The sequence below is a fragment of the Stenotrophomonas maltophilia genome (assembly GCF_004920835.1).
In the GTDB taxonomy this organism is placed as follows: Bacteria; Pseudomonadota; Gammaproteobacteria; order Xanthomonadales; family Xanthomonadaceae; genus Stenotrophomonas; species Stenotrophomonas maltophilia_AQ.
In genome coordinates, this window is the sequence record NZ_QFHO01000041.1 from 1 (window position 1) to 23,579 (window position 23,579).

17 protein-coding genes are annotated in these 23,579 nt (G+C 65.8%); 7 read left to right on the top strand and 10 right to left on the bottom strand.

Annotated elements, in window-relative coordinates:
• Positions 1–6 precede the first annotated feature (6 nt).
• Entirely contained in the window at positions 7–1,611 is a 1,605-nt protein-coding gene (locus DI041_RS19695) for a SulP family inorganic anion transporter (protein WP_136639810.1), read from the top strand.
• A 79-nt stretch (positions 1,612–1,690) separates the two neighbouring features.
• Here DI041_RS19695 and DI041_RS19700 read toward each other — a convergent pair whose 3' ends face one another.
• Positions 1,691–2,401 (bottom strand): glutathione S-transferase, encoded by a 711-nt coding sequence (locus DI041_RS19700; protein ID WP_136639811.1) that lies wholly within the window; start codon positions 2,399–2,401, stop codon positions 1,691–1,693.
• A 170-nt stretch (positions 2,402–2,571) separates the two neighbouring features.
• Here DI041_RS19700 and DI041_RS19705 point away from each other — a divergent pair, with 170 nt between their 5' ends.
• Complete coding sequence (locus DI041_RS19705) at positions 2,572–3,396, top strand: DUF3014 domain-containing protein (RefSeq protein ID WP_136639812.1); 825 nt, start codon at positions 2,572–2,574, stop codon at positions 3,394–3,396.
• Between the two features lie 11 nt (positions 3,397–3,407).
• On the opposite strand, the gene DI041_RS19710 is transcribed toward DI041_RS19705, so the two are convergent.
• From DI041_RS19710 to DI041_RS19725, 4 genes are all read right to left on the bottom strand, one after another.
• Positions 3,408–4,535 carry a cytochrome-c peroxidase gene (locus tag DI041_RS19710; protein ID WP_248298517.1) on the bottom strand — a complete coding sequence of 376 codons (1,128 nt, stop codon included), beginning with the start codon at positions 4,533–4,535 and terminating at the stop codon, positions 3,408–3,410.
• Between the two features lie 37 nt (positions 4,536–4,572).
• Positions 4,573–7,341, bottom strand: coding sequence for a TonB-dependent receptor (locus DI041_RS19715; RefSeq protein ID WP_169050366.1), 2,769 nt, complete (start codon positions 7,339–7,341; stop codon positions 4,573–4,575).
• Positions 7,342–7,429: 88 nt separating this feature from the next.
• Positions 7,430–8,410 (bottom strand): FecR domain-containing protein, encoded by a 981-nt coding sequence (locus DI041_RS19720; protein ID WP_136639814.1) that lies wholly within the window; start codon positions 8,408–8,410, stop codon positions 7,430–7,432.
• Complete coding sequence (locus tag DI041_RS19725) at positions 8,400–8,894, bottom strand: sigma-70 family RNA polymerase sigma factor (protein ID WP_106468930.1); 495 nt, start codon at positions 8,892–8,894, stop codon at positions 8,400–8,402. The genes DI041_RS19720 and DI041_RS19725 overlap by 11 nt, the downstream gene beginning before the upstream one ends.
• A 253-nt stretch (positions 8,895–9,147) precedes the next feature.
• Here DI041_RS19725 and clpB point away from each other — a divergent pair, with 253 nt between their 5' ends.
• Positions 9,148–11,733: an ATP-dependent chaperone ClpB gene (clpB, locus tag DI041_RS19730; RefSeq protein WP_046984069.1), complete on the top strand. Its 2,586-nt coding sequence runs from the start codon at positions 9,148–9,150 to the stop codon at positions 11,731–11,733.
• Positions 11,734–11,805: 72 nt separating this feature from the next.
• Here the strand turns inward: clpB and DI041_RS19735 are convergent, their stop codons facing one another.
• From DI041_RS19735 to DI041_RS19745, 3 genes are all read right to left on the bottom strand, one after another.
• Positions 11,806–12,606, bottom strand: coding sequence for a MipA/OmpV family protein (locus tag DI041_RS19735; RefSeq protein WP_136639815.1), 801 nt, complete (start codon positions 12,604–12,606; stop codon positions 11,806–11,808).
• Positions 12,607–12,747: 141 nt separating this feature from the next.
• On the bottom strand, positions 12,748–14,037 hold the full coding sequence (locus tag DI041_RS19740; RefSeq protein ID WP_136639816.1) for an ATP-binding protein: 1,290 nt from the start codon (positions 14,035–14,037) through the stop codon (positions 12,748–12,750).
• Positions 14,034–14,771: a winged helix-turn-helix domain-containing protein gene (locus tag DI041_RS19745; RefSeq protein WP_136639817.1), complete on the bottom strand. Its 738-nt coding sequence runs from the start codon at positions 14,769–14,771 to the stop codon at positions 14,034–14,036. The genes DI041_RS19740 and DI041_RS19745 overlap by 4 nt, the downstream gene beginning before the upstream one ends.
• Before the next feature lie 181 nt (positions 14,772–14,952).
• On the opposite strand from DI041_RS19745, the gene DI041_RS19750 reads away from it, so the two are divergent.
• Entirely contained in the window at positions 14,953–16,239 is a 1,287-nt protein-coding gene (locus DI041_RS19750) for an O-acetylhomoserine aminocarboxypropyltransferase/cysteine synthase family protein (protein WP_136639818.1), read from the top strand.
• Positions 16,240–16,546: 307 nt separating this feature from the next.
• On the opposite strand, the gene ybaL is transcribed toward DI041_RS19750, so the two are convergent.
• Positions 16,547–18,247 carry a YbaL family putative K(+) efflux transporter gene (gene ybaL / locus DI041_RS19755; protein WP_006386675.1) on the bottom strand — a complete coding sequence of 567 codons (1,701 nt, stop codon included), beginning with the start codon at positions 18,245–18,247 and terminating at the stop codon, positions 16,547–16,549.
• A 484-nt stretch (positions 18,248–18,731) separates the two neighbouring features.
• Here ybaL and DI041_RS19760 point away from each other — a divergent pair, with 484 nt between their 5' ends.
• From DI041_RS19760 to DI041_RS19770, 3 genes are read left to right on the top strand one after another with little or no spacing between them, the layout of a single operon-like run.
• Positions 18,732–19,247, top strand: coding sequence for a hypothetical protein (locus DI041_RS19760; protein ID WP_136639819.1), 516 nt, complete (start codon positions 18,732–18,734; stop codon positions 19,245–19,247).
• A gap of 45 nt (positions 19,248–19,292) precedes the next feature.
• Entirely contained in the window at positions 19,293–19,790 is a 498-nt protein-coding gene (locus DI041_RS19765; RefSeq protein WP_080150542.1) for a hypothetical protein, read from the top strand.
• 5 nt (positions 19,791–19,795) lie between these two features.
• Entirely contained in the window at positions 19,796–20,803 is a 1,008-nt protein-coding gene (locus tag DI041_RS19770; RefSeq protein ID WP_136639820.1) for a hypothetical protein, read from the top strand.
• Between the two features lie 113 nt (positions 20,804–20,916).
• On the opposite strand, the gene DI041_RS19775 is transcribed toward DI041_RS19770, so the two are convergent.
• Entirely contained in the window at positions 20,917–23,304 is a 2,388-nt protein-coding gene (locus DI041_RS19775) for a TonB-dependent receptor plug domain-containing protein (protein ID WP_136639821.1), read from the bottom strand.
• Positions 23,305–23,579 lie beyond the last annotated feature (275 nt).

Genomic DNA, 23,579 nt, shown 5'->3' on the forward strand with positions numbered 1-23,579 from the left:
CCTTCCATGTCCGCTCCCGCTCCCGCCGCACCGCGTCGCTGGTTCGTCGCCGGCGACTTCAACGGCTTCTTCGGCCTGGTCGTCGACAACCTCTCCATCCTCGGCTTCATCGCCATGGCCCTGGTCGGGATCTTCCAGTTCCCCGCCGACGTAGTGTTCGGCCGCATGTTCCCCGGCACTGCCTTCGGCGTGCTGGTTGGCAACCTGCTGTACACCCTGATGGCGCGCCGCCTGGCCACGCGCACCGGCCGCGACGATGTCACCGCCATGCCGCTCGGCCTGGATGCACCGACCAGCATCGGCATGGCCCTGCTGGTGCTCGGCCCGGCTTTCATTGCGTTCAAGCAGCAGGGCATGGACCCGCATGCCGCGGGTATTGCGACCTGGCAGCTGGGCATGGCCGCGCTGGTCATCATGGGCGTGCTCAAGTTCGTGCTGTCATTCTTCGGTGAAGCGGTCACCCGCGCGCTGCCGCGTGCTGCGCTGCTGGGTTCCATCGCCGGCATCGCGCTGGTGCTGATGGGCCTGCTGCCGCTGCTGGAAACGCTGCGCTCGCCGCTGGTTGGTTTCACGACGCTGGGCCTGCTGCTGTACGTGCTGATCGCCAAGGGCAAGCTGCCGGTGCGTGGCCCGGGCGTGCTGTTGGCCTTCGTGTTCGGCACCGTGCTGTATTACGGCCTTGGCCTGGCCGGGCTCGGCGCACCGGGCTTCCACGTACCGGAGTGGGTGCCGCCGCAGGTGGTGCTGCCGCTGCCGACGCTGGGTTTCCTTGATGGCCTGCCCACCGCGATGACCTACCTGCCGCTGCTGCTGCCGTTCGGCCTGCTGATGGTGGTCGGTGGCATCAACGTCTCCGAAAGCGCACGCGCGGCCGGCGATGATTACCGCACCCGCGACATCCTGCTGGTGGAAGCGGTGGCCACGCTGGTGGCTGGCGTCTGCGGCGGCGTCGCGCAGACCACGCCGTACATCGGCCAGCCGGCCTACAAGCACATGGGTGCGCGCAGCGGCTACACGCTGCTGACCGGCCTGTTCGTCGGCATCGGCGGCATGCTTGGCATCATCTCCGGGCTGGTGCAGTGGCTGCCGCTGGCGGTGCTGGCGCCGATCATCGTGTACGTGGCCATCGACATCACCACCCAGGCCTTCCAGGCCACGCCGCGTCACCATACCGGCGCGATGGTGTTCGGTTTCCTGCCGTCGGTGGCCTACCTGCTGGCGATCAAGGCGCCGGGCTGGATCGCGCCGGACCAGCTGCCGCAGCTGCTGACCAAGCTCGACGGCCACGGCCTGCCGGAGCTGGCGGTGATCTTCACCCTCGGCAATGGCTTCATCATCACCTCGATGCTGTGGATCTCGGCGGTGGCGGCAATGGTCGATGGCCGTCTGCGCCGCGCCTGCGGTTTCCTGCTGGTGGCCGCCGTGCTGACCCTGTTCGGCCTGATCCACTCGGTGGACCCGCGCGGCGGCATCTACCTGCCGTGGGATCTGGACGGCCTGGCGCGGATCATCAGCTGGCAGTTCGCCGGCGCCTACGTGGCACTGGCAGTGCTGCTGGGCCTGCTGTCGCTGCAGAAGCAGGCGGTGAAGCCGCTGGGTGAAAACAGCTGACCCCAAGGTAGTGCCGGTCGCTGGCCGGCATCCTCATGGATCTCGGACGCAGTGTGCAGCTGCCGGCCAGCGGCCGGCACTACCGCTCCCCATCCAGCTCCGGGTAGTGGCGGAAGATGCCATTGGTGTTGAACGGCAAGCGCCGTTCCGAGGCCAGGTAGGCGGCAATGGCCGGCCGCTTCGCCACCCGCTCCTGCAGCGCACGCAGCAGGGGCAGGGTTGGGTCCAATGCCTGCATGCGGCGTGGGAACATGTAATCCAGCCCGCTCAGCAGCTGGAACAGCGACAGATCCACGTAGGAATGCTCGCGCAGCGTATGGCGGCCGCCATTGGCGGCCAGCACCTGCTCGAAGTAGCCGAGGAACTTCGGCAGCCGTTCGCTGCGCAGAGAGGCGGCGCGTGCCTTGGCTTCGATCTTCTGCTCTTCGTAGTACTTTGATACGGCGATCGGATGGTGGGTGTCATGCACCTCGGCCACCAGATCGGCGATGGTCAGCTGCAACTGCAGCGCCTGCATCCGCCGCGAGGCCGCCTGTGGCACCAGGTCCAACGTCGGGCCAAGGAAATCCAGGATCGCCGCGACCTGTGCGATGACCTGGCGGCCGGCCTTCAGGAATGGCGGCGCGAATGGCTGCGTCCCCTCGCTTTTCCCATCAAGGAAAGGTTGCATCACTGCATCGCCGTGTACCCGTGCCATGTCGATGTAGTCGGCGCCGGCATCTTCCAGCGCCAGCCGCACGAATTCACCGCGGCCCTGGATGCCGGTCCAGTAATACAGCGCGTATTGCATGGCAACGTCTCCACACGACAAGAGCAACAGCCTCGCGCGCGGCGTGCAAAGCAGGCGTGAGCATGGCTGCAGGTCCTGCCCAACCCAAACCGCAGCCGAACGAAGGGGGAACCCCCGCCGACAAGGGGGGTCACACCTTCTCCATGCGTGTGAAAACGAGGTGCTGCATCATGCAGAGTGGAAAGGCGGTATGGCCCTGGGTGCTGGGCGTGGTGGTGATCGGCGGTGCGGGCGGGTGGTTGTTCCGCGATCAGCTGAAGAGCCTGGCGGACGGCGTTTCGGTGCCGGTGCAATCCACTCCCGCCAGCAGCGCTGCACCTCCACAGCCAATGCCTGTGGAGCAACCGGTCCCGGGACCTCCACCGATCAGGCACCCGCTGGAGACAGAAGCGGCCGCTGATCCAGCACTGCCGAAACTGGCCGACAGCGATGCCGCTGCCTGGGGCGCGCTGAGCCAGCTGTTCCAGGGCGAGGGCCCGCTGACCCTGCTGTTGCGCGATCATCTGATCCAGCGCCTGGTCACCCAGGTCGACAACCTGGACAAGCCGAGCGTGCCGCCGACCGCACTGGCCGCGCGGCCGCTGCCGGGCAACCTGCAGGTCGAGGCGGGTGAGGGCGGCGAACGCATCGCCGCCAGCAACGCGACGCGCTATGCGCCCTACGTGCAGGCATTTACCGCGCTCGACCCGGCGGCAACGGCCACGGCCTACAAGCGCTTCTATCCGCTGATCCAGCAGGCCTACGTCGATCTTGGCCGGCCCGACGGCTATTTCAACGACCGTCTGGTGGCGGTGATCGACCACTTGCTGGACACCCCGGAGCTGGCCCAGCCGCCGTTGGTGGAACGCGACGAGCGTGGCCGCTACCGCTTCGTCGACGCCACCCTGCAGTCGCGCTCGATCGGGCAGAAAGCCCTGCTGCGCATGGATGTGGCGCAGGCAAGGGCCATCAAGCAGCAGCTGCGGGCGATCCGTACTGCCATCACCCGCGGCTGAGCCTGCAGGCATCAGAGGGCCTGCAGGAAGGCTTCGATGTCCTGCAGGTCCCGCCTGCTGAGCCCGCGCGGACGCAGCAACGGATCGGGTGCCGGGAAGGGGGCTGCGTCTGGCGGGAGACCCGCCGGAGCCCGCGGTCGGGCACCGCCCACGTTGTAGAACGCCAGCGCGCCAGACAATTTCGGGATCATGCCGTTGTGCATGTAGGGCGCTGTGGCGGCAACGCCACGCAGCGACGGTGTACGGAAACGGCCGCTGTCGGCGGGATCACCGGTGACCTCATAACGCCCCAGATCCTGCCGCGAACGCCCGTGGAAATGCAGGCCCAGATTGTGGAAGCCGTTGTCGGTCAGCGCCGCCCCGCTGTGGCAGTTCATGCAGCCGGCCTGCGTGCGGAACAGGTGCAGGCCACGCAGCTGGGCATCGTCCAGCGCACGCGCATTGCCAAGCAGGAAGCGATCAAAGCGACTGTTGCGTGGCGACAGGCTGCGTTCGAACGCGGCGATGGCCTGGCCGAGCTGCGCGGCATCGATGCGCGGCTGCGCGAACACCTCGTTGAACGCACGACGGTAGGACGCATCCCGGCGCAAGCGACGCACGGCGCCCTGCGTGGTGAAGCCCATTTCGACGGGATCGGCGATCGGATGCAGCGCCTGCGCCTCCAGCGTGGCGGCGCGCCCATCCCAGAATAGCGGCGCCACGTGCGCACTGGCCACCACGCTGGGTGCATTGCGGCGACCGGGCTGGCGGTCGTGGCCGAACGATACGCGGCGGCCATCGGCCCAGCCCAGGTCCGGGTCATGGCAACTGGCACAGGCCAATTGCCGCGACTTCGAAAGAACCGGATCGAAAAACAGCCGACGGCCCAAGGCGACTTTTGCGGGCGTTGATGGATGGCCGGGTGGATCGGCCGGGGCAGGTAGCGGGGCCAGCTCCTGCCAGGCGACGCCGGGTTCCACCTCTGGCGCTGGCCACTGCATGCTGGGGTTGCTGTAGAGCGCGCGCAGGCAGGCGCTGTCCGGACGCGCGGGAAGCACGTCGGGGCACGGGGTATGACGCGCAGGTGCAGGCATGCCCGCGCCGCCCAGCAACAGGGCGGCGACGGGCAGCAGCAGACGCAGGCTTGGATAGGCGCGCATGCATGACGCCGGTACGGCGTTCAACGGCACGATGCAGTCAGTAGCGGTAGCCCACTTCCAGCCAGAACTGCCGTCCGATGTCATACAGCGGTGCGTTGCCAACGGCGGAGGATGCGCCGTAGACATTGCGCCGGTTCAGTACATTGGTGATGTCCACATTCGCGTAGACCGTTCCGGCCTGGGCGGACAGCTCGCGTTCCCAACCCAGGCGGACGTTCCAGGTCAGCGACGGGGAGAACTGCCGCTCCTCCCATACGTCGATGCGCTCGCCCTGGTACATCTCGGTCAGCGAAGTCCTGGCGATCCGGCGGTAGCCGGCCGAGTAGGTCAGCATGTTGGTCACGGTCAGGTCCAGCGGTGCAATGCGGGTGATCGTGTTCACGCGCGCCGACCACGGGCGTGTGTAGTTGTCGGCGGGCTTCTGCTGGTAGCGCATGTAGCGGCCGTCGTAGCGGATCCATGGGTTCAGGTAGAACTGGTCGGCGCTGTCGTCGTAGAACGGCACCGCCTTGCGCACGTCGGTCCAGTCCAGAGAGAGCAGCGCCTGGGTATGCGTCGCCCCGGCTGTCCAGCCGCGCAGCGGCTGCGCGGTCAGGGAATAGATGTTGCTCAGGCCACTGCCGGTGCTGGACCAGGTGCTGTAATTGCCGGCCAATGTGGGGTCGTCGGGTGTGATGCCGGTGATGCGCCCGCTCACGTTGATGACCTGGTCGCGCAGCCGGCGGTTGACGGCCTTCAGGTTGAAGCGCCAACCCGCCCAATCCTGACGCCACGCGAGCATCAGCTCATCGGCATAGCCCACCTTGTCGATGTTGAAGTAGGTGTCATTTCCGGCCTGGGTGCCGGTGGTCCACGCCCCGTTCAGGCTGGTACGGCGTTCGTTGTTGTAGCGCAGCCGGTTGACACCATCGCGCAGCTTCCAGGTGGCCATGTTGCGGCCGTAGTAGCGGTTGGCGCCTGCGGTGAGCAGGGTGCCATCGCGCGGCTCCCAGCTCAGCGCGAAGCGGGGTGCGATGGTGGTCTGCCCGATGTAGCTGTCGCGCTCGATGCGCAGACCCGGACGGATCGAGACCGCGCCGTAGCGCATGTCGTCGTCGATGTGTGCGGCGAAGCTCTCCACGTCGAAGCCGATGTGGCCGGTGGCGTAGCGGGTACGGCGGGTGAAGTACTGGCCTGGCCAGCCTGCTGCCGCGGTCAGGCCCATGTCACAGGCGGTATCGATCTCGCCGGAGTTGAGGGTGCACGTCGTGGTGCGGGCCGGTGTGACATAGGTGCTGTTCTCGGTCAGGCGACGATAGTCGAACCTCTGCCGGGTCAGCTCCACGCCCGTGGTCAGCTGGTGGACCCCACCGCCAAGGTCGAAGGCGTGGGTCTGTGCCTGCGCGCTGTAGGTAAGACGTCGTTGCCGTTGTTCGATGTCACCGAACTCGCCTTCCAGCGTGGACGCGTTGGTGCCCCAGTCCTTGCTGGCCGAGCGCAGCCAGGTGAAATAGTCATCGCTCTGCGCATCACGCGACTGCTCGGTGCCGCTCCAGCTTAGGCGCTGGGTGATCGTGCCCCAGTCCGCCTGCCAGGTGGCTCCCAGGTTGATCATCGTGCCGCCGCTGTCGATGCGCACGCCGGCGCCGCGGATGTTGGACCGGAACAGCTGGTTCTCCGATGGCGCATGCGTGACGGACGCATCGACGGTCAGCCGGTCGCTGGCCTCCCAGACCGCCTTCAGCATCGCCTGGTCCGAGCGTTGGCGCTGTACTTCGCGTTCCGAGCCGTAGCTGTCCACCAGGTGTGCGGAATAGAAGTAGGTGGGAATCGAGGAGCGCTTGCGGGTGAAGTTGGCCAGTACGCCCAGCGTATCGGTCACCTTGCCTTCCAGCGTGGCGCGCCATGTTTCCTTGGTGAACTCGGGTTGACCATCGCCCCACGAAGAAGCATTGGCATAGTCCTCGCGCATGCTTTCATCCAGCAGGTAGCGGGTCCAGGACGAGCGCGTGGTCTGGTAGGACACGCTGCCGGAAAAGGCGTCCTTCGGCTTGCGCACGTTGGCCTCGATGACGCCACCGCTGAATCCGCCGTAGGCCGCCGGCACGTTGCTGTCCAGCACGGTCAGGTCGGCCAGCAGGTCGGTGTCCAGGGCGAAGGCCTGGCTGTTGCCGGGGGCGGTCGCCAGGCGGTAGGGCGATGGATCGCCACCGGGATCGATGTCGTTGTTGAAGTTCATGCCATCGACCACGAAGGCATTCTGGTAGAACGGCGCACCATTGATGCTTACATTGGCCGGCGAGATGTCGCCGGGGGTGAAGCTGCTCAACTGGGCGTTGTCGAACTGGACGGCGGGGTTGATCCTCAACAGGCGCCCGATGTCACCGTTGCCGGTGGCCTGGGCATGCATGTAGTCCTCGTCCAGGCGCAGGCCTTCGGCATAGCGGAACGGCTGCACTTCACCGCTCACGCGCAGTGGCAGGGTCTTTCGCGCTGCTGACACCGGTACAACGTTGCCTGCCGCCTGCAGCGTGTAGCTGCCGTCTGCGCCAGGCTGGATGCGCAGGCCGGTACCGGTCAGCAGGCGTGCAAAGCCCTGTTCGGTGCTGAAGGTACCCGACAGTGCCGGTGCCATGCGTCCGGCGGCCAGCGCGGGGTCGAAGGACAGGGCGATACCACGCTGGGCAGCGAAGGTGCTCAGGGCCAGGCCGAGCGGGCTGGCGGCCTGTTCGGTAGCGGCTACGGCCTGCAGCGATGCCACCTGGGCAAACACCGGCGTGGTCGCCAGAGCAATGGCCAGCAGGCTCAGCCGGAAGGGTCGGATCATGGAGGGCATGGAGGGCACGTAAGGAAGGGATTCACTCCCTCTGCCACCCGGACGCGGAAAAAGTGTCACTGCTGGCGATGCGGCCCGCTCACCGTGGCGTTCCTGCGCGCAGCCGCGTCCACAGTCCCGCTGGTCCGCGCTGGATCTCCAGTCCGTGGACGGCTGCCAGCATGGCTACGGCGCGGTCCAGGTCATCCACGGGGAATGCACCTGACACCCGCTGGGATGCGATCGCATCGTCGCAGCCCAGCCAGCCGGATTGATAGCGGCCCAGCTGTTCCAGCACGCGGCGCAGGGGCTGCGCATCGACCACCAGCATGCCGTGGCGCCAGGCGTCGACGGCCGGTGCGATGGCCTGCACCGACGCGAAGGCATCTGCGCGGAAGCTCAGCTGCCTTCCGGCATCGACGACACGCTGTTGCCCTGTTGCGGCCAACATGACCCGTACCGTTCCTTCGAGCACGGCCACTACGGTGGTCGCATCGGCATGCTGCACATTGAAGCGCGTGCCCAGGGCCTGCATGCGCCCTGCCGGACTGGCGAGCACGAAGGGACGCGCCGGTCGCCGGGAATCTGCGGCGGTTTCCACCAGCACCTGTCCGTGCCGCAGCCGCAGCAGGCGCTGCTGGTCATCAAAGGCGATGTCCATGGCGGTATCGGTGTCCAGGAGCAGCACGCTGCCGTCGTCCAGTACATGGCGCAGGCGCTCGCCCACGGCGGTGCGTGCGCTGGCATCCCATGCGGCCTCGTCGTACATGCGCCAGGCCAGCCAGCCACCCAGCGGGGCGACCAGCAGTGCGGCGACGCTGCGCAGCAGCGCACGCCGGCCCGGCGAGCGCGCGCGCTGCAGTGCGCTGTGGGCCAATGGCGGTGGAACCTGCCCGCTCAGCGCCAGCAAGCGTTCCGCGCGTTGCCACGCGCGTGCATGCTCAGGGTCGGCATCGTGCCAGCGCTGCCACTGCGCACGCTGCGCTACGCTGCCGTCCTCGTGCAGGCGCATCAGCCAGTCGGCGGCCTGCTCCAGCACACGTGGCGGTAGGGCCGGTGCGGTGGCGGTCTCAGCCGGCATGCGCAAGGCAGCCAAGCAGCGCCCGCTTCATGTGCCGCTTCACCGTGGACAACGACAACCCCAGCTGTTCGCTGATGGCCTCATAGCGAAGCCCATCGAACTGCGCCAGCAGGAACACCCGGCGCGCCATCGCCGGCAACCCGTCCAGCATCGCATCGATCTGCTGCAGGGCCTCACGTACCAGGGCCTGTTCTTCCAGCGAGGGCAACACCGGCTCTGGAAACTGGGCCAGGTATTCCAGGTAGGCGCGCTCCAGCGCCTGGCGGCGGAACCAGTTGGCGGCCAGCCCGCGCGCTACCGTGGTCAGGAAGGCACGGGGCTCACGCAGGGCAGCGAGATCGCGCCCCTGCAGCAGCCGCGCGAAGGTGTCCTGGGTTAGATCGTCAGCCACATCGCGATTGCCCACGCGCCCGCTCAGCCAGCCGTGCAGCCAGAGGCGATGGTCGCGGTACAGCATGCCCAGTTGTTCGTGTCGGGGGCCCATGAAAGGGGATGTGTGGCCTTGATCGAAATGAGAATGATTCGCAAGTATCGCATCCGCGATGCCCGGATTCCAGTGCTTGGCGCGCAGTGGCTTGCGCTGGATCAACGCGCCGACCACACCCGCTCCGGCATGCTGGCCGCAGGCTGACTGGCCTCGGGGTGCAGTCGCAGCCACCCTTGAAACCGGGTGGGGCAACCGCATCTTTCCAGCATCGCCGGCGCAGGCCGGCCCTGATGACCGATGAGGATTCGCAATGCGGATGGACAAGCTCACCTCGCGTTTCCAGCAGGCGCTGGCAGACGCACAGTCGCTGGCCGTGGGCCGCGACAACAGCATCATCGAACCGGTTCACCTGTTCAGCGCGCTGCTTGACCAGCAGGGCGGCAGCACGCGCCCGCTGCTGGCCCAGGCCGGGGTGAACGTGCCGGTACTGCGCGAGCGCCTGACCGAGGCGCTGGATGCGCTGCCCAAGGTGTCCGGCCAGGCCGGCAACGTTTCGATGGGCAATGACCTGGGGCGCCTGCTCAACCAGACCGACAAGCTGGCCCAGCAGAACGGCGATGCCTTCATTGCCAGCGAGTGGTTCGTGCTGGCCGCGCTGGACGACAGCGGCACGCTGGGCATGGCGCTGCGCGCCGCCGGTGCCGACAAGACCCGCCTGCAGGCCGCCATCGACAAGCTGCGCGGCGGCGAGAACGTGCAGTCGGAAAATGCTGAAGAACAGCGGCAGGCGCTGGAGAAGTACACCATTGACCTGACCGCACGTGCCGAGAGCGGCAAGCTCGATCCGGTGATCGGCCGCGATGAAGAAATCCGTCGCACCATCCAGGTGCTGCAGCGCCGGACCAAGAACAATCCGGTGCTGATCGGCGAACCCGGCGTGGGCAAGACCGCGATCGTCGAAGGCCTGGCCCAGCGCATCATCAACGACGAAGTGCCCGAGGGTCTGCGCGGCAAGCGCGTGCTGTCGCTGGACATGGGCGCGCTGATCGCCGGTGCCAAGTTCCGCGGTGAATTCGAAGAGCGCCTGAAGGGCGTGCTCAACGATCTGGCCAAGAGCGAAGGGCAGATCATCCTGTTCATCGACGAGCTGCACACCATGGTTGGCGCGGGCAAGGCCGACGGTGCGATGGATGCCGGCAACATGCTGAAGCCTGCGCTCGCACGCGGCGAGCTGCACTGCGTAGGTGCCACCACGCTGGACGAGTATCGCAAGTACATCGAAAAGGATGCCGCGCTGGAGCGTCGTTTCCAGAAGGTGTTCGTGGGCGAGCCGTCGGTGGAGGACACCATCGCCATCCTGCGCGGGCTGAAGGAAAAGTACGCGGTGCACCACGGCGTGGAAATCACCGATCCGGCCATCGTGGCGGCGGCGACCCTGTCCAACCGCTACATCACCGACCGCCAGCTGCCGGACAAGGCCATCGACCTGATGGACGAGGCTGCTTCGCGCCTGCGCATGGAGATCGACTCCAAGCCGGAGGAACTGGACCGCCTGGAACGCCGGGTGATCCAGCTGAAGATCCAGCGCGAGATGCTGAAGAAGGAAAAGGACGAGGCCTCGCGGCAGCGCCTGGCTGATCTGGAGAACGACATCGAGGCGCTGGAGCGCGAGTTCTCCGACCTCAATGAAATCTGGAAGTCGGAGAAGGCCGCGCTGCAGGGTGCAACCAAGATCAAGGAGCAGGTCGAGCAGGCCAAGCTGGAGCTGGAATCGGCGCAGCGCCGCCAGGATTTCGCCAAGATGAGCGAGATCCAGTACGGCCTGCTGCCGCAGCTGGAAAAGCAGTTGGCCGCCGCACAGGAAGCCGAGCACAAGGACTTCAAGCTGGTGCAGGACCGGGTCACCGACGAGGAGATCGCCGAGGTTGTCTCGCGCTGGACCGGCATTCCGGTCAACAAGATGCTCGAAGGCGAGCGCGACAAGCTGCTGCGGATGGAAGAGGTGCTGCACAACCGCGTGGTCGGCCAGGAGGAAGCGATCAAGGTCGTCTCCGACGCCGTGCGCCGCTCGCGTGCGGGCCTGTCCGATCCGAATCGTCCGGCCGGTTCGTTCCTGTTCCTCGGCCCGACCGGCGTTGGCAAGACCGAGCTGTGCAAGTCGCTGGCCGAGTTCCTGTTCGACAGTGCCGACGCGATGATCCGCATCGACATGAGCGAGTTCATGGAGAAGCACAGCGTCGCCCGCCTGATCGGTGCGCCCCCGGGCTACGTCGGTTACGAAGAGGGTGGCTACCTGACCGAGGCGGTGCGTCGCCGTCCGTACTCGCTGATCCTGCTGGACGAAGTGGAGAAGGCGCATCCGGATGTGTTCAACATCCTGCTGCAGGTGCTGGACGATGGCCGCCTGACCGATGGCCAGGGCCGCACTGTGGACTTCCGCAACACCGTCATCGTGATGACCTCCAACCTGGGCTCGCACCAGATCCAGGACATGAGCAGTGATGACAGCCCGGAGGCCTACATGCAGATGAAGGCGGCGGTGATGGGCGTGGTGCAGGCGCACTTCCGTCCGGAGTTCATCAACCGCCTGGACGACATCGTGGTGTTCCACCCGCTGGACAAGCAGCAGATCAAGCAGATCGCGCGCATCCAGATGCGTGGCCTGGAGAAGCGGCTGGCCGAGCGTGGGCTGAAGCTGGTGGTGTCCGATGCGGCGTTCGATCTGCTCGGCAACGTCGGCTTCGATCCGGTGTACGGCGCACGTCCGTTGAAGCGTGCGATCCAGGCGCAGCTGGAGAACCCGCTGGCGCAGAAGATCCTGTCCGGCGCCTTCGTCAACGGCGATACCATCGAAGTCGGCAACGACGGCGGCCACCTGGTGTTCGCCAAGGCGTGATTCACACGGGGCGCTGCCTGGTCGCAGCGCCCCGTTTCCTGCGTGTAGCACCGGGCCACACCCGGCGTCCCCTCAGAAGCGGTGCGTGTATCCGCTCATCAAGCCGAACTGATTCGGCTTCTGCACGATCGGGCTGTCGGCCGCATCGCCGAGCAGGCGCGTGCCTTCCGCCGAGATGTACCAGTTGCCATTGCGGCCCACGCGGTGGCTCCACTTCAGGCCAAGCCCGGCACTGACCAGGCCTGCTTTCGGCTTGTGCTGGGCAAATCCGGTGCGCGCTGCCTGTTCCGGACTCACGCCGTACCAGGTCTGCATGTAGCCGCGATTGCCGTACTCGGTGGCGACACTGCCACTGACCACACCACCGGCAAAATCGAACAGCGGCATCGACAGGCTCAGCTGCATCTGCTGGGTGGCCAGGCCGTTGTCACCCTTGTCTTCATCCTTGCGGGTGAACTGCCAGCTGCCGCTCAGCACGGCTTCGCCCAGCGTATAACCAGCCGAGAGGCCGACCAGGGGACGGGTACGGATATCACCCATGCCGCGCAGGAAGTCCGAACCGCCGAGCGCGGAGTCCTTGTCGCGGCGGCTGCCGCTGGCACCGATGTAGGCACGCAGGTGGGTGTGTTCGCCGATGGCCGTACCCCAGCCGAGGCCACTGGTGCCCAGAAACCAGCCACCGGGTGACATGGCATCGAAGGACAGCATGGGCGACGCCTGGTACTCCTTGCTGCCGCTGTAGCGCGGTGTCGCACCGGCACCGGCGGCGACTTCGAAGGTCCAGTGGTCATCCTTGGCGTGGGCGATCGGCGCGGCGAACAACGGCAGCAGGGCGAGGCAGAGCAGGGTGGGGGTACGGTGACGCTGGGACATGGGCACTCTCGACGAATTGGAGGAATGCAGCACGCGCATCCGGCGTGTGCTGCAGGGCTGCCAGCGTGGCGATATGCCGGCGACCGATCCCTCCGCAGTTGTGCGGGAGTTGTAATCAACTGTAATCGCGCCCGTGGGCGTTCAGCTGGCAGCCAGCGGCCAGTGCATTTCGACGCGTGCGCCGCCCATCGTGGCGCGGCTGATGTGCAGTTCCCCGCCATGGCGTGCCGCGATGCGGCTGACGATGGCCAGGCCCAGTCCGAAGCCACCGGTATCGCGGCTGCGACTGTCGTCCAGGCGGGTGAACGGGCGTGTCACCTTCTCGCGGTCGGCTTCGGCGATGCCTGGGCCGTCGTCATCCACGCGCAGGCAGGCGCGACCACCGACAGCCACCAGTGAGACTTCCACCTGCGAACGCGCATGGCGCAGCGCGTTGCCGACCAGGTTGCTCAGTGCCAGCTGCAGCAGGCGCGGCTCGGCGTCCACCCGCGGCAGTGCGCTGGGCTGCACGCGCAGCACCAGGCCGGCGCGTTCGGCATCGCGGCGCGCATCGGCCAGGCAGGCCTGCAACCAGTCATTGGCTTCGATGCGCTGCAGGGGCTCGGCTTCATTGGGATGTTCCAGGCGCTCGTAGGCCAGCAGTTCGCTGACCAGCCGGTTGAGCTCGGCCAGGTCACCATGCAGCCCCTGCGCCAAGCGCGCGCGTCGTGCCGGGTCGTCGCTGTCCCGCATCAGGTCCAGGCCGAAGGCCACGCGTGCGATCGGCGTGCGCAGTTCATGCGAGATCGCATGCGTGAGGTCACGCTGGCGCTGCACAAGCTCAGCCACGCGCGCGGCCATGCGGTTGGAATGATCGACAATGACCCGGATCTGCGAGCGTGGCGACACCTGCGCGCGGGCCTGCAGGTCGCCGGCACCGATGCGGTCGGCATGCATGCGCAGTGCCTCCAGGTCACGCCAGAGCAGGCGTACCCAGGCATACAGGCTGGCGCCGACCAGCAGCAGGATGCCGAGGTAGGCAGCGATGGTCATGTACGTTGTCATCGACACCGCACCGGGCAGGCGCAGGTGCAGCCAGCGGCCGTCCACGCCGTCGATGGGCAGCAGTACCTGCTGGTAGAGGTCGCGCACGATGAAGCCATCGGCCCGCACCGCCGCCTGTTCCTGCGGGTCGAGCGCGGGAGGCCTGTCGAGCAGGGTCAGGCCGATGCCGTAGTGCGGCTGCCACTGCTGCAGGCGCTCACGCTGCTGTTCTGCATCCAGGCCAGCCAGGCCACTGCGCAGGGCGTACACCTGCCCGCGCACCTGCTGAACGAACACGCGGTCCTGGACGGGCGTGTAGATGCCATCCAGGATGTGGTTGAGGAAGAACACCGAGACCAGGAAACAGGCACCGGTGACGAACCACAGCCACAGGAACAGGCGCTTCACGCCGACCAGGCCGAGGGGTTGAACTGGTAGCCCCGGCCCCACACGGTCTTGATCCGGCGCGGTTCGCGCGCGTCATCGCCCAGCTTGCGGCGCAGCTTGCCGATGCTGACGTCGACGCTGCGGTCCAGCCCATCGAAGCCGATGCCGCGCACCGCCTGCAGGATCTGGTCGCGCGAGAGGATCTGCCCCGGCTGGCTGGCCAGCAGCCACAGGATCTCGAATTCGGTGGTACCCAGTTCCACCGCGTGGCCATGCAGTTGAACGTCGCGCTGCATGCGGTCGATCAGCAGTCCGCCGTGCATCAGCCGGCAGGGCGAGCCGGTGCTGCCGCTGCCGTGGCGGCGGCGCAGCAGGGCGCGCAGGCGGGCCAGCAGCAGGCGCGGTTCGACCGGCTTGTGCACGTAGTCGTCGGCGCCGGACTCCAGGCCGAGCACCTGCTCGATGTCGTCCTCGCAGGCAGTCAGCATCAGGATCGGCACGTCGGAGAAGCTGCGGATCTGCCGGCACACGTCGATGCCGCCGAGGCCGGGCAGCATCAGGTCCAGCACCACCAGTTCCGGTGCGTGCTGGCGGCAGGCGGCGCCGGCCAGGTCGCCGCGGGCGATGTGCTGCACGGCGAAGCCATGTTCGTGCAGGTAGTCGCTGACCAGTTCGGCCAAGCGGCGGTCGTCCTCCACCAGCAGCACCGGGGTCGGTGTGCCGCTGGCGGCGGGTGTCCAGGGGGATGACTGCATGCGCTTGGGCCTCCGTGCCCGGGCAGGAGCGCCCGGCGGCGAAGCCTAGCAACGGCCCATGACGGCTGCCTGAATCGCGGCCAACCTGATAACCACCGGTACGGGCGTCATCGCCAGTGGCTCTCAGCGGTCACTGCCGGCTGGCCTATCGTGGCCGTTTCCCCGGATGGAGCCTGGTGCAATGAGCGACCCGCAGTGGAAACTGGAAACCCTGGCCGTGCATGGCGGCTATCGTCCCGATCCGACCACCCGCGCGGTGGCGGTGCCGATCTACCAGACCGTGGCATACGCCTTCGATGACACCCAGCATGGTGCCGACCTGTTCGACCTGAAAGTGGCCGGCAACATCTACACGCGCATCATGAATCCCACCACCGATGTGCTGGAGCAGCGCGTGGCGGCGCTGGAAGGCGGCATCGGTGCGCTGGCGCTGGCTTCGGGGCAGGCCGCGATCACCTACGCCATCCAGACCATCGCCGAGGCCGGCGACAACATCGTCGCCTCCAGCGCGCTGTATGGCGGTAGCCTTAATCTGCTGGCGCATACGTTGCCGCAGTACGGCATCCAGACCCGCTTCGCCGATCCGGCCGATCCATCCGCGTTCGCCGCGCTGATCGATGAACGCACCAAGGCGGTGTTCGTCGAGTCGATCGGCAATCCTCGCGGCAACGTCACCGACATCGCCGCCATCGCCGAGGTCGCCCATGCCGCCGGCGTGCCGCTGATCGTCGACAACACCGTGGCCACGCCATTCCTGCTGCGCCCGTTCGAGCATGGCGCCGACATCGTGGTGCATTCGCTGACCAAGTACCTGGGCGGCCACGGCACCAGCCTGGGGGGAGCGATCATCGACTCGGGGCGTTTTGACTGGGCCGCTCAGCCCAAGCGCTTCGCCCGCCTCAACCAGCCCGACCCGAGTTACCACGGCGTGGTCTATACCGAAGCACTCGGACCGGCCGCCTACATCGGCCGCGCGCGGGTGGTGCCGCTGCGCAATACCGGCGCGGCGCTGTCGCCGTTCAATGCGTTCCTGATCCTGCAGGGCATCGAAACCCTGGCCCTGCGCATGGAGCGCATCAACGCCAACGCGCTGGCGGTCGCACAGTTCCTGCAGGCGCACGCAAAGGTGGCCTGGGTGCGCTACGCCGGGCTGGCCGACGACCCCGAGCATGCCGCCGCACAGCGCTATCTGGGTGGGCACGGCTCGGGCGTACTGACCTTCGGCCTGCCTGGCGGGCGCGAGGCAGGTGCACGTTTCCTCGATGCCCTGAAACTGTTCACCCGGCTGGTCAATCTGGGTGATGCGAAGTCGTTGGCTACCCACCCGGCCTCGACCACCCACCGCCAGCTGGACGCCGTCGAGTTGGCCAAGGCCGGTGTCAGCGAAGACACCGTGCGGCTGTCGATCGGCATCGAGCACATCGGCGACCTGCGTGCCGACCTGGAGCAGGCTTTGGCTGGCGCCTGATAGCCACGCGCTTGGTCGTCATCGCCACAGGCGATCACCATCGGCCGTGCAATGCGCTACGGTTGAACTGCCTCTCCAAGGCAATGGCAACGTGGCGATCCAGATCCCCGGTCGATGCGGGTCGACCGGGGATTTTTTGTTTCCGGGGTCAGATCCGTTTTCCTGCGGGAAACGGATCTGACCCCATGCGACGCCGTGTCGACCAAGGTCGACACCTACCAACAGCCGCAGGAAGCCCGCTTTTGTTGTTGCTCTGGCTTTTGCTGTCGCCTCTGCGGGTGCAGGCCGCCGCCCTGCCGCAGAACCCTCACACCACCGGAATGCTGTGCTGGCCCAGGTTGCGATACGGCGGCGTGGCCATCACCATCTCGGCCAGCGAATAGGCCAGCTCGCGCTCGGCCATCACCGTCCCGTCGGCACCATGCTCCAGCAGGTGCTTCACCTCGGCATCGCTGTGTGCTCGCGCCAGCAGGGTCAGATTCGGGTTCAGGGCACGCAGTTTGGCCAGGGTCTCGCCGGCTTCCAACGGCTGTGGGATTGCCAGCACGGCGATCTTGGCGCGCTCGGGATGGGCTTCGGCCAGCACCTTGTCCGAGGCCGCACTGCCGCGGATGCCGGGCAGTCCCGCCGCATGCGCTTCGGCGACATGCTCCTTGTTGTCGTCGATGATCATCACCGGCACGCCACGGTCGCGCAGAACCTGCGCCAGCGCACTGCCGACCCGACCGTAGCCGATGACGATGGCGTGGTCGTGCAGGTCCAGCGACGGCCCAGGTGGCAACTCGGTTTCCACCGCGGCCGGCGTGGTTTCCTGGTGCTTCAGCAGCCAGCGGTCGAGCAGGCCGAACACCAGCGGGTTGAGCATGATCGAGATCAGCGCGCCGGCCAGCACCAGAGCCTGCCCGGTGGGCGGCAGGATCTTCAGGGTCACGCCGAGGCCGGCGATGATGAAGGCGAACTCACCGATCTGCGCCAGGCTGGCGGAGATGGTCAGTGCGGTACCGGTGGGATGGCCGAACGCTCGCACGATGAAGAACGCGGCGGCGGACTTGCCGAACATGATGATCGCGGCGGTGGCCAGCACCTGCCACGGGTGCTCGATCAGGATGCTGGGATTGAACAGCATGCCCACCGAGACGAAGAACAGCACCGCGAACGCATCGCGCAGCGGCAGCGAATCGCTGGCCGCCTTGTGGCTCAGTTCGGATTCGTTGAGCAGCATGCCGGCAAAGAATGCGCCCAGCGCAAAGGACACGCCGAACAGCATCGCCGACCCGAACGCCACGCCCAGCGCGATCGCCAGCACCGACAGTGTGAACAGCTCGCGCGAACCGGTACCGGCAATGCGTTCGAGGATCCATGGAATGACCCGGCGGCCGACCACCAGCATCACCGCCACGAACAGGCCCAGCTGCACGAAGGTCCAGCCGATGCTTGCGAGCACGCTGCCGAGGGTGTGCTGCTCGTTGGCCGCATCGGGACCGAACACGCCGGCCATCACCGGCATCATCACCAGCGCCAGCACACAGGCCAGGTCTTCCACGATCAGCCAGCCGACCGCGATCTTGCCGCGCTGGGTTTCCAGCAGGCGCCGCTCTTCCATCGCCCGCAGCAGCACCACGGTACTGGCGGTGGCCAGCGCGAAACCGAACACGATGCCGTGGATGACCGGCCAACCCATCAAGGCTGCCAGGCCCCAGCCGAGCAGGGTGGCGACCAGGATCTGGCCGATCGCACCGGGAATGGCGATGGCCTTGACCGCCATCAGGTCCTTCAGCGAGAAGTGCAGGCCGACGCCGAACATCAGCAGCATCACCCCCAGTTCGGCCAGCTGGTTGGCCAGCGCCTGGTCGGCGACGAAGCCGGGGGTGAACGGACCTACACAGATGCCAGCAACCAGGTAACCGACCAGCGGAGACAAACGCAGCTTGTTGGCCAGCGCGCCAAAGATGAAGGCGAGCCCGAGACCAACGGCAACGATGTTGATCAGGTCGGTGTCATGGTGCATCGGCTCTCGCAGGAAACAGGGGGGTACCCCGATTTTCACCGATACGGCCAGATACGGCAAACCCGGCCAGCGTATCGGATCGTTGCGTGGGCGGAGCCATCAGTGGTCGGCGTCCGACCTGGCGTGTGCGGGGCGATCGAGGATGGCTCTGTCGGGATCGGACCTGTTTGGGGTGGCCAGTTGCTCTGGATCGTGAACCGGAGCCAGACCAATGCCACCCGAGACAGGCCCGGGAAGGGTAATGGGTTCGATACGCAGCTGTGCCATCGCAGGGCCCTTTGCCACTGTGCGCCAAGGCTTTTCAGTCGATCCATTGACATACGAGGGCGGGAGGTAATTCTGGTGGCGCGCATTCTGGGCAAGACGCCTGCGGTCTGGCCGAAGTTTTCCCGGGCCGCGCACGCGTCACCATGTGCTCATTGCCCCTTTTGCTTGCCAACCAGGCTTGGCCTGCTCTTTTCAGACCGCATGGGTGAACAACCACATGAAGCTTCCCGACATTGAATTAGTGATTCAGGCGATAGGTCAGGACACCAGCTCGGTGTTCCTGTCCCGGTTACTCCAGGAACTTGAAATCGACGAGGCCGACGTCAGCCACAATCCGTTGAAATTGACTGGAAGGCGGATCTGGACAGGCGAGGAAGGCGCGCTGCAGTTGAATTTCGAGGATATCGGGATGCTGGCGGATATTCCGTACCACGACGTGGACGATGGGCCCTGGGTACTCACGACGGCAGTGTTCTGGGCATCTGGGAAAAACAAACATGCCTACTCTGGCCCGTTGCCCCATGGGCTGGATTTCTCAATGTCGCGTCACCATGTGAGGGAGCGATTTTCAGCCCTGAGTGCGGGGAATCCCACCGTAGCGGGTGTCTCGGGCAATGTGGATATATGGGGCATTGGCGGCTTGGAGTTCAAAGTTAACTTCTGTGGTCCCGGAGACTCGCTTCGCTGTGTATCCGTTGGCATTCCCGTCGATCGTAGTAAACAGCAACTGTAGGTTCTCCGCAGCCCTCCTCCACAAAAGTAACAGCGAAGGATCAACATGAATCATCCAACAGTCGAAGAGTTCATCGCTGCGCTTGGCAGGGATTCAGAGTCACAGGAGCTTGGAATCGTCTTTTCCAAGATCGGAATACAGGTTCAGAACCTTGATGATTATCGCCTGGGTGTCAGTGGTCACCGGATCTGGGCAGATGATGCTGCGGGACTGCAACTCGAATTCAAGGATGTCGGCCTGCTTTCAGAGATGCCATATCACGACATCTATGATGGGCCGTGGGCGCTCACCGACGTTATCTTCTGGGGATGGCGGAAGGACACTGGTACCGAGTATGCGGGGCCACTTCCTTGCGGCTTGAACTTCCTGATGTCCAGGGATCAGGTCAGGTCAGAACTACCTGCCGATCTGGGCGCGCCAACAGTGTTTGGCTTCTCTGGCAACGTCGACGAATGGATGCTGGGAAAGCTGAATCTCGATGTTGACTACGACGGGGAAAAAGGACTTCGCTGTATCAGTCTAGGGCTGCCGGAAGAGAACTGAATGAAATGGACCTACAGGCGATAACGACCCTCTTTGGCGAAAGCGCTGCGGATCCGGCCGTCACCACGATGCTCCAGGCGCTTGGCATCAGACGCAGGCCAGAGCTGACCCGTCCCGCCAAAAGCCCTTATGAGGCAGTCCTGCGTGCAAGTGGTAAGGGCATGCTTTTTTCTTTCAGTGAGCGCAACTACTGGAATGGGCGATCCGTTGCTTCGCACGGCAAGAGCGGGGAGCTGATTTTCACCAATGTTGCGGTAACGGCAGGCATTCCGGATGTGACACGCAGGTACGAAGGCGATCTGCCGTTTGGCCTGCAATGGGAGGACGACAGGACGAAAGCACGCGAACGGCTCGTTACGGCGGGGTTCGGGGACAGCTTGCACGCCGGCAGGCGCGACGCGTGGTGGCTGCCTGACTACCGCATCCGTCTGACGTATCAGTCTCAATGCATCAAGCAGGCAGGAGCGTGTGGGATCTTTGATATCAGCTTGGGAATTCCCATGCGCCCATTGGCTCGCACACCGGCAACGCGCGAGTACCCCTCAGCGGAGCAGGTAGTTGCTGCCCTCGGCAGATCGACCGACGATGCTCATTTTCAGGCCGTGTTCCGGGAATTTGGGCTTGCAAGTCTGATTGCGGAGGCGAGCAGGGAGATCGTTGACAGGGCCGACGAGCATGGCTTCATTCTCTACTTCGACAGCAAGCGGCGCACGCTCGGTGGGCGTCCGGTATGCACCGGTATCAGTTTCATCCACGATCGACTGGGAAACTCAAGAGCGTGGGCTGGATCGTTGCCATTCGGTCTTCAGTTCGATGATCCGCCTTCCATTCTCGAAGAACGCATTGGCCAAAGAGCCAGTCGTTGGCACGATGAACGGACATTTGGCAGCGCTAGCTGGATGCGCCCTAGTCTTCAAGTGAACGTGAATTTTGACAGTCTGGATAACTGTCTTGAGTCTGTCCGTGTGATTACTGATGGACGTCACACGTCCAACTGCCAGCCGCACGGCTGATCTTGCCCGCAGCACAAACTTGCCCGCAGCACAAAACAAAACACCCGCCGGATCATTCCGACGGGTGTGAAAGATGCGGGGAGGGAATGCCGGCCAGCGGCCGGCATTACCGCTTACCAGTTGTACTTGATCCGCCCGTACACATACGCGCCATTGAAGCCGAACGGCGAGTAGTTGCTGTACGGCAGCATGCCGAAGGTCGAGTTCTGCAGGTCTTCGGTGCGGTCCGGGTACTTGTCCAGCAGGTTGTCGGCGCCCACGGTCAGGGTCCAGTTGCTGCTCGGCTTGTAGCTGGCCGAGGCATCCACCACCCAGGCGTCGCCGTAGGTCTGGTCGCGCAGCGCGGTGGCCGAGTTGCGCACGGTGAACTTGCCGTAACGGGTCGCCGCCAGGCCCAGTTCCCAGTGATCCGAACGCCAGGTGCCGCTCAGGATCGCCTTGTCGCGCGGGAAGCTGTCCTCGATGCGGCCGATTTCATCGCGGCCGATCAGCGACTGGTTCAGGCCCAGCGTGCCGAACACCGCCGGGGTGCCTCCAACGCGGCGCACTTCGGTGTCGTTGTAGCTGTAGGCGGCGGTCAGTTCCAGGCTGCTGGCGCTGAACGGCACGGTGTAGCTGGAGACGAAGTCGACGCCACGGGTACGCGTATCCAGGCCATTGGTGAAGTACGAGAACGCGGTCACCTGCGGCAGGCCCAGGGTGCCCAGCAGCGCGCTGGTTGCCGCATTGGTGGTGATGCTGGAGGACAGTGCGATACGGTCATCGATGTCGATCTGGTAGGCATCGACGGTGATGTACAGGCGGTCGACCGGCTGCAGCACCAGGCCCACGCTGTAGGAGGTGGAGGTCTCGGCCTTCAGCGGCGAAGCGCCCAGCGCCTGCGCGGCCTGGCTGGTGGTGGGGAACGTGCCGCGTTCGACGAACACGCCGTTGGTGAACTGGCTGGTCACCGCCTGGTAGCCCTGCTGGGCCAGCGACGGTGCACGGAAGCCACTGGAGGCGGTGGCACGCAGCGCGACCTTGTCGGTGAACGCATAACGCGCCGACAGCTTGCCGGAGAAGCGGTCGCCGAAGTCCGAGTAGTCCTCGTAGCGGCCGGTGACGCCGGCCGAGAATTTCTCGGTCAGGTCCGCTTCCAGACCTGCATAGACCGCGTAGTTGTGGCGGTCGGCATGCACTTCATTGGTCGGGGTGAAGCCGCCGAAGCCCTGCGCGCCGCTGCCGGTGTACGAGTTCAGCTCGCCCGGCTTCTGGTCCCACTTTTCCTTGCGGTACTCACCGCCGAAGGACAGCGTGACCGGGTAGGCCAGGCCCCAGTCCAGCGACTTGGTCAGGTCGGCATTGAAGATGTCCTGCTGGTACTTCAGCGTGCCGTCGTAGAACGAGCGCGGGCTGGTCGCACCCAGGCTGTAGTTGATGCTGTTGCGGGTGTGGAAGTCGAGGGTGTTCTCGCCGTGGTTCAGGCTCAGGTCCCAGGTCCAGCCGCTGTCGGTGTTGCCCTTGACCCCGGCCACCAGCGAGCGGTCCTTGGAATACTGGTTGATCTCCGGCACGAAGCCGTCCGGGTAGGTCTGCGCCAGCAGTGCGCCCTGGCTGTTGTGGTTGCGCGAGCGGTAGAACGCGAACGAGGTGATGTCGCGGTTGCTGAGCAGCGCGCTGGCGTAGCCGGTCACGTGGTCGCTGAAATCGAAGCTGGCGTTGACCGAGGCGGCGGTGGCGTCCACGCGCGGGTCGCCGACGATGAAGGTGGTCTGGCCGATGCTGGGGAAGTTGCCGGTGTTCGGCGTGGTGCCACGGTACGGGCCGGCGCGGTTGCTCTCGTCCTGCTGGCTGATCTGGCCGGCGACGTGCACGCGGCCACGGCCGTTGCCGAACTCGACGCCGGTATCGCCGGAGAGCTGGTACTTGTTGCCGTCGCCGGCCGAGTACTGGCCGTAGTCCACCGCCAGGCTGCCACCACTGCCGCTGCCCTTGAGCACGATGTTGATGACGCCGGCGATGGCGTCAGAGCCGTACTGCGCCGACGCACCGTCGCGCAGCACTTCCACGCGCTCGATCGCAGCGATCGGGATCGCATTGATGTCCACGGCCGACGAGCCACGGCCGATGCTGCCGTTGACGTTGATCATCGCCGAGGTGTGGCGGCGCTTGCCGTCGACCAGCACCAGTACCTGGTCCGGCGACAGGCCGCGCAGCTGCGCCGGGCGCACGCCGCTGGTGCCATCGGTCAGGGCAGGGCGGGGGAAGTTCAGCGAGGGCAGGGCGCGCGACAGTGCGGTGGCCAGCTCGCTGGTGCCGGTGGACTGCAGGGCTTCGGGGGTGATGATGTCGATCGGTGACTGTGACTCGGCCACCGTGCGGTCGGCCACGCGGGTACCGGTGACGATCACCGTGTCCAGGGTGTTGGCGGCGGTGCCGGCCTGCTGGGCAGCGGCAACGAACGGAGAACCACCGAGTGCGACAGCGACGGCGGCGGCGATCAGGCTGGTCTTGCGGGTCATCGGGATGGGGCTCCGGTTGGCGGGGGCGGCACCGGAATCGACATCACGGGGGTGAGGCGGACGGCGGTTGTTGCGGTGCGCAATACAGGAATTAACGGGATATTCAGCGCCTGTCAAATGCCGGTCATCAGAAAAAACGTTGCAGCAGCAACCATTTAGCCCGGATCGGCACTGACGGGGGAGGGGACCCGGGAGGCGCGCGGCGAGAACGTGGGAGAGAGGAACGTCGGCCGCTGCGCATCCCGGGGCCCGTCAAGTATTCGTTAACGTTAGAA

Coding starts and splice junctions, on each gene's coding strand:
- DI041_RS19695 (WP_136639810.1), top strand. CDS start 7: ATGTCCGCTCCCGCTCCCGCCGCACCGCGTCGCTGGTTCGTCGCCGGC.
- DI041_RS19700 (WP_136639811.1), bottom strand. CDS start 2,401: ATGCAATACGCGCTGTATTACTGGACCGGCATCCAGGGCCGCGGTGAA.
- DI041_RS19705 (WP_136639812.1), top strand. CDS start 2,572: ATGCAGAGTGGAAAGGCGGTATGGCCCTGGGTGCTGGGCGTGGTGGTG.
- DI041_RS19710 (WP_248298517.1), bottom strand. CDS start 4,535: ATGCGCGCCTATCCAAGCCTGCGTCTGCTGCTGCCCGTCGCCGCCCTG.
- DI041_RS19715 (WP_169050366.1), bottom strand. CDS start 7,341: ATGATCCGACCCTTCCGGCTGAGCCTGCTGGCCATTGCTCTGGCGACC.
- DI041_RS19720 (WP_136639814.1), bottom strand. CDS start 8,410: ATGCCGGCTGAGACCGCCACCGCACCGGCCCTACCGCCACGTGTGCTG.
- DI041_RS19725 (WP_106468930.1), bottom strand. CDS start 8,894: ATGGGCCCCCGACACGAACAACTGGGCATGCTGTACCGCGACCATCGC.
- clpB (WP_046984069.1), top strand. CDS start 9,148: ATGCGGATGGACAAGCTCACCTCGCGTTTCCAGCAGGCGCTGGCAGAC.
- DI041_RS19735 (WP_136639815.1), bottom strand. CDS start 12,606: ATGTCCCAGCGTCACCGTACCCCCACCCTGCTCTGCCTCGCCCTGCTG.
- DI041_RS19745 (WP_136639817.1), bottom strand. CDS start 14,771: ATGCAGTCATCCCCCTGGACACCCGCCGCCAGCGGCACACCGACCCCG.
- DI041_RS19750 (WP_136639818.1), top strand. CDS start 14,953: ATGAGCGACCCGCAGTGGAAACTGGAAACCCTGGCCGTGCATGGCGGC.
- ybaL (WP_006386675.1), bottom strand. CDS start 18,247: ATGCACCATGACACCGACCTGATCAACATCGTTGCCGTTGGTCTCGGG.
- DI041_RS19760 (WP_136639819.1), top strand. CDS start 18,732: ATGAAGCTTCCCGACATTGAATTAGTGATTCAGGCGATAGGTCAGGAC.
- DI041_RS19765 (WP_080150542.1), top strand. CDS start 19,293: ATGAATCATCCAACAGTCGAAGAGTTCATCGCTGCGCTTGGCAGGGAT.
- DI041_RS19770 (WP_136639820.1), top strand. CDS start 19,796: ATGGACCTACAGGCGATAACGACCCTCTTTGGCGAAAGCGCTGCGGAT.
- DI041_RS19775 (WP_136639821.1), bottom strand. CDS start 23,304: ATGACCCGCAAGACCAGCCTGATCGCCGCCGCCGTCGCTGTCGCACTC.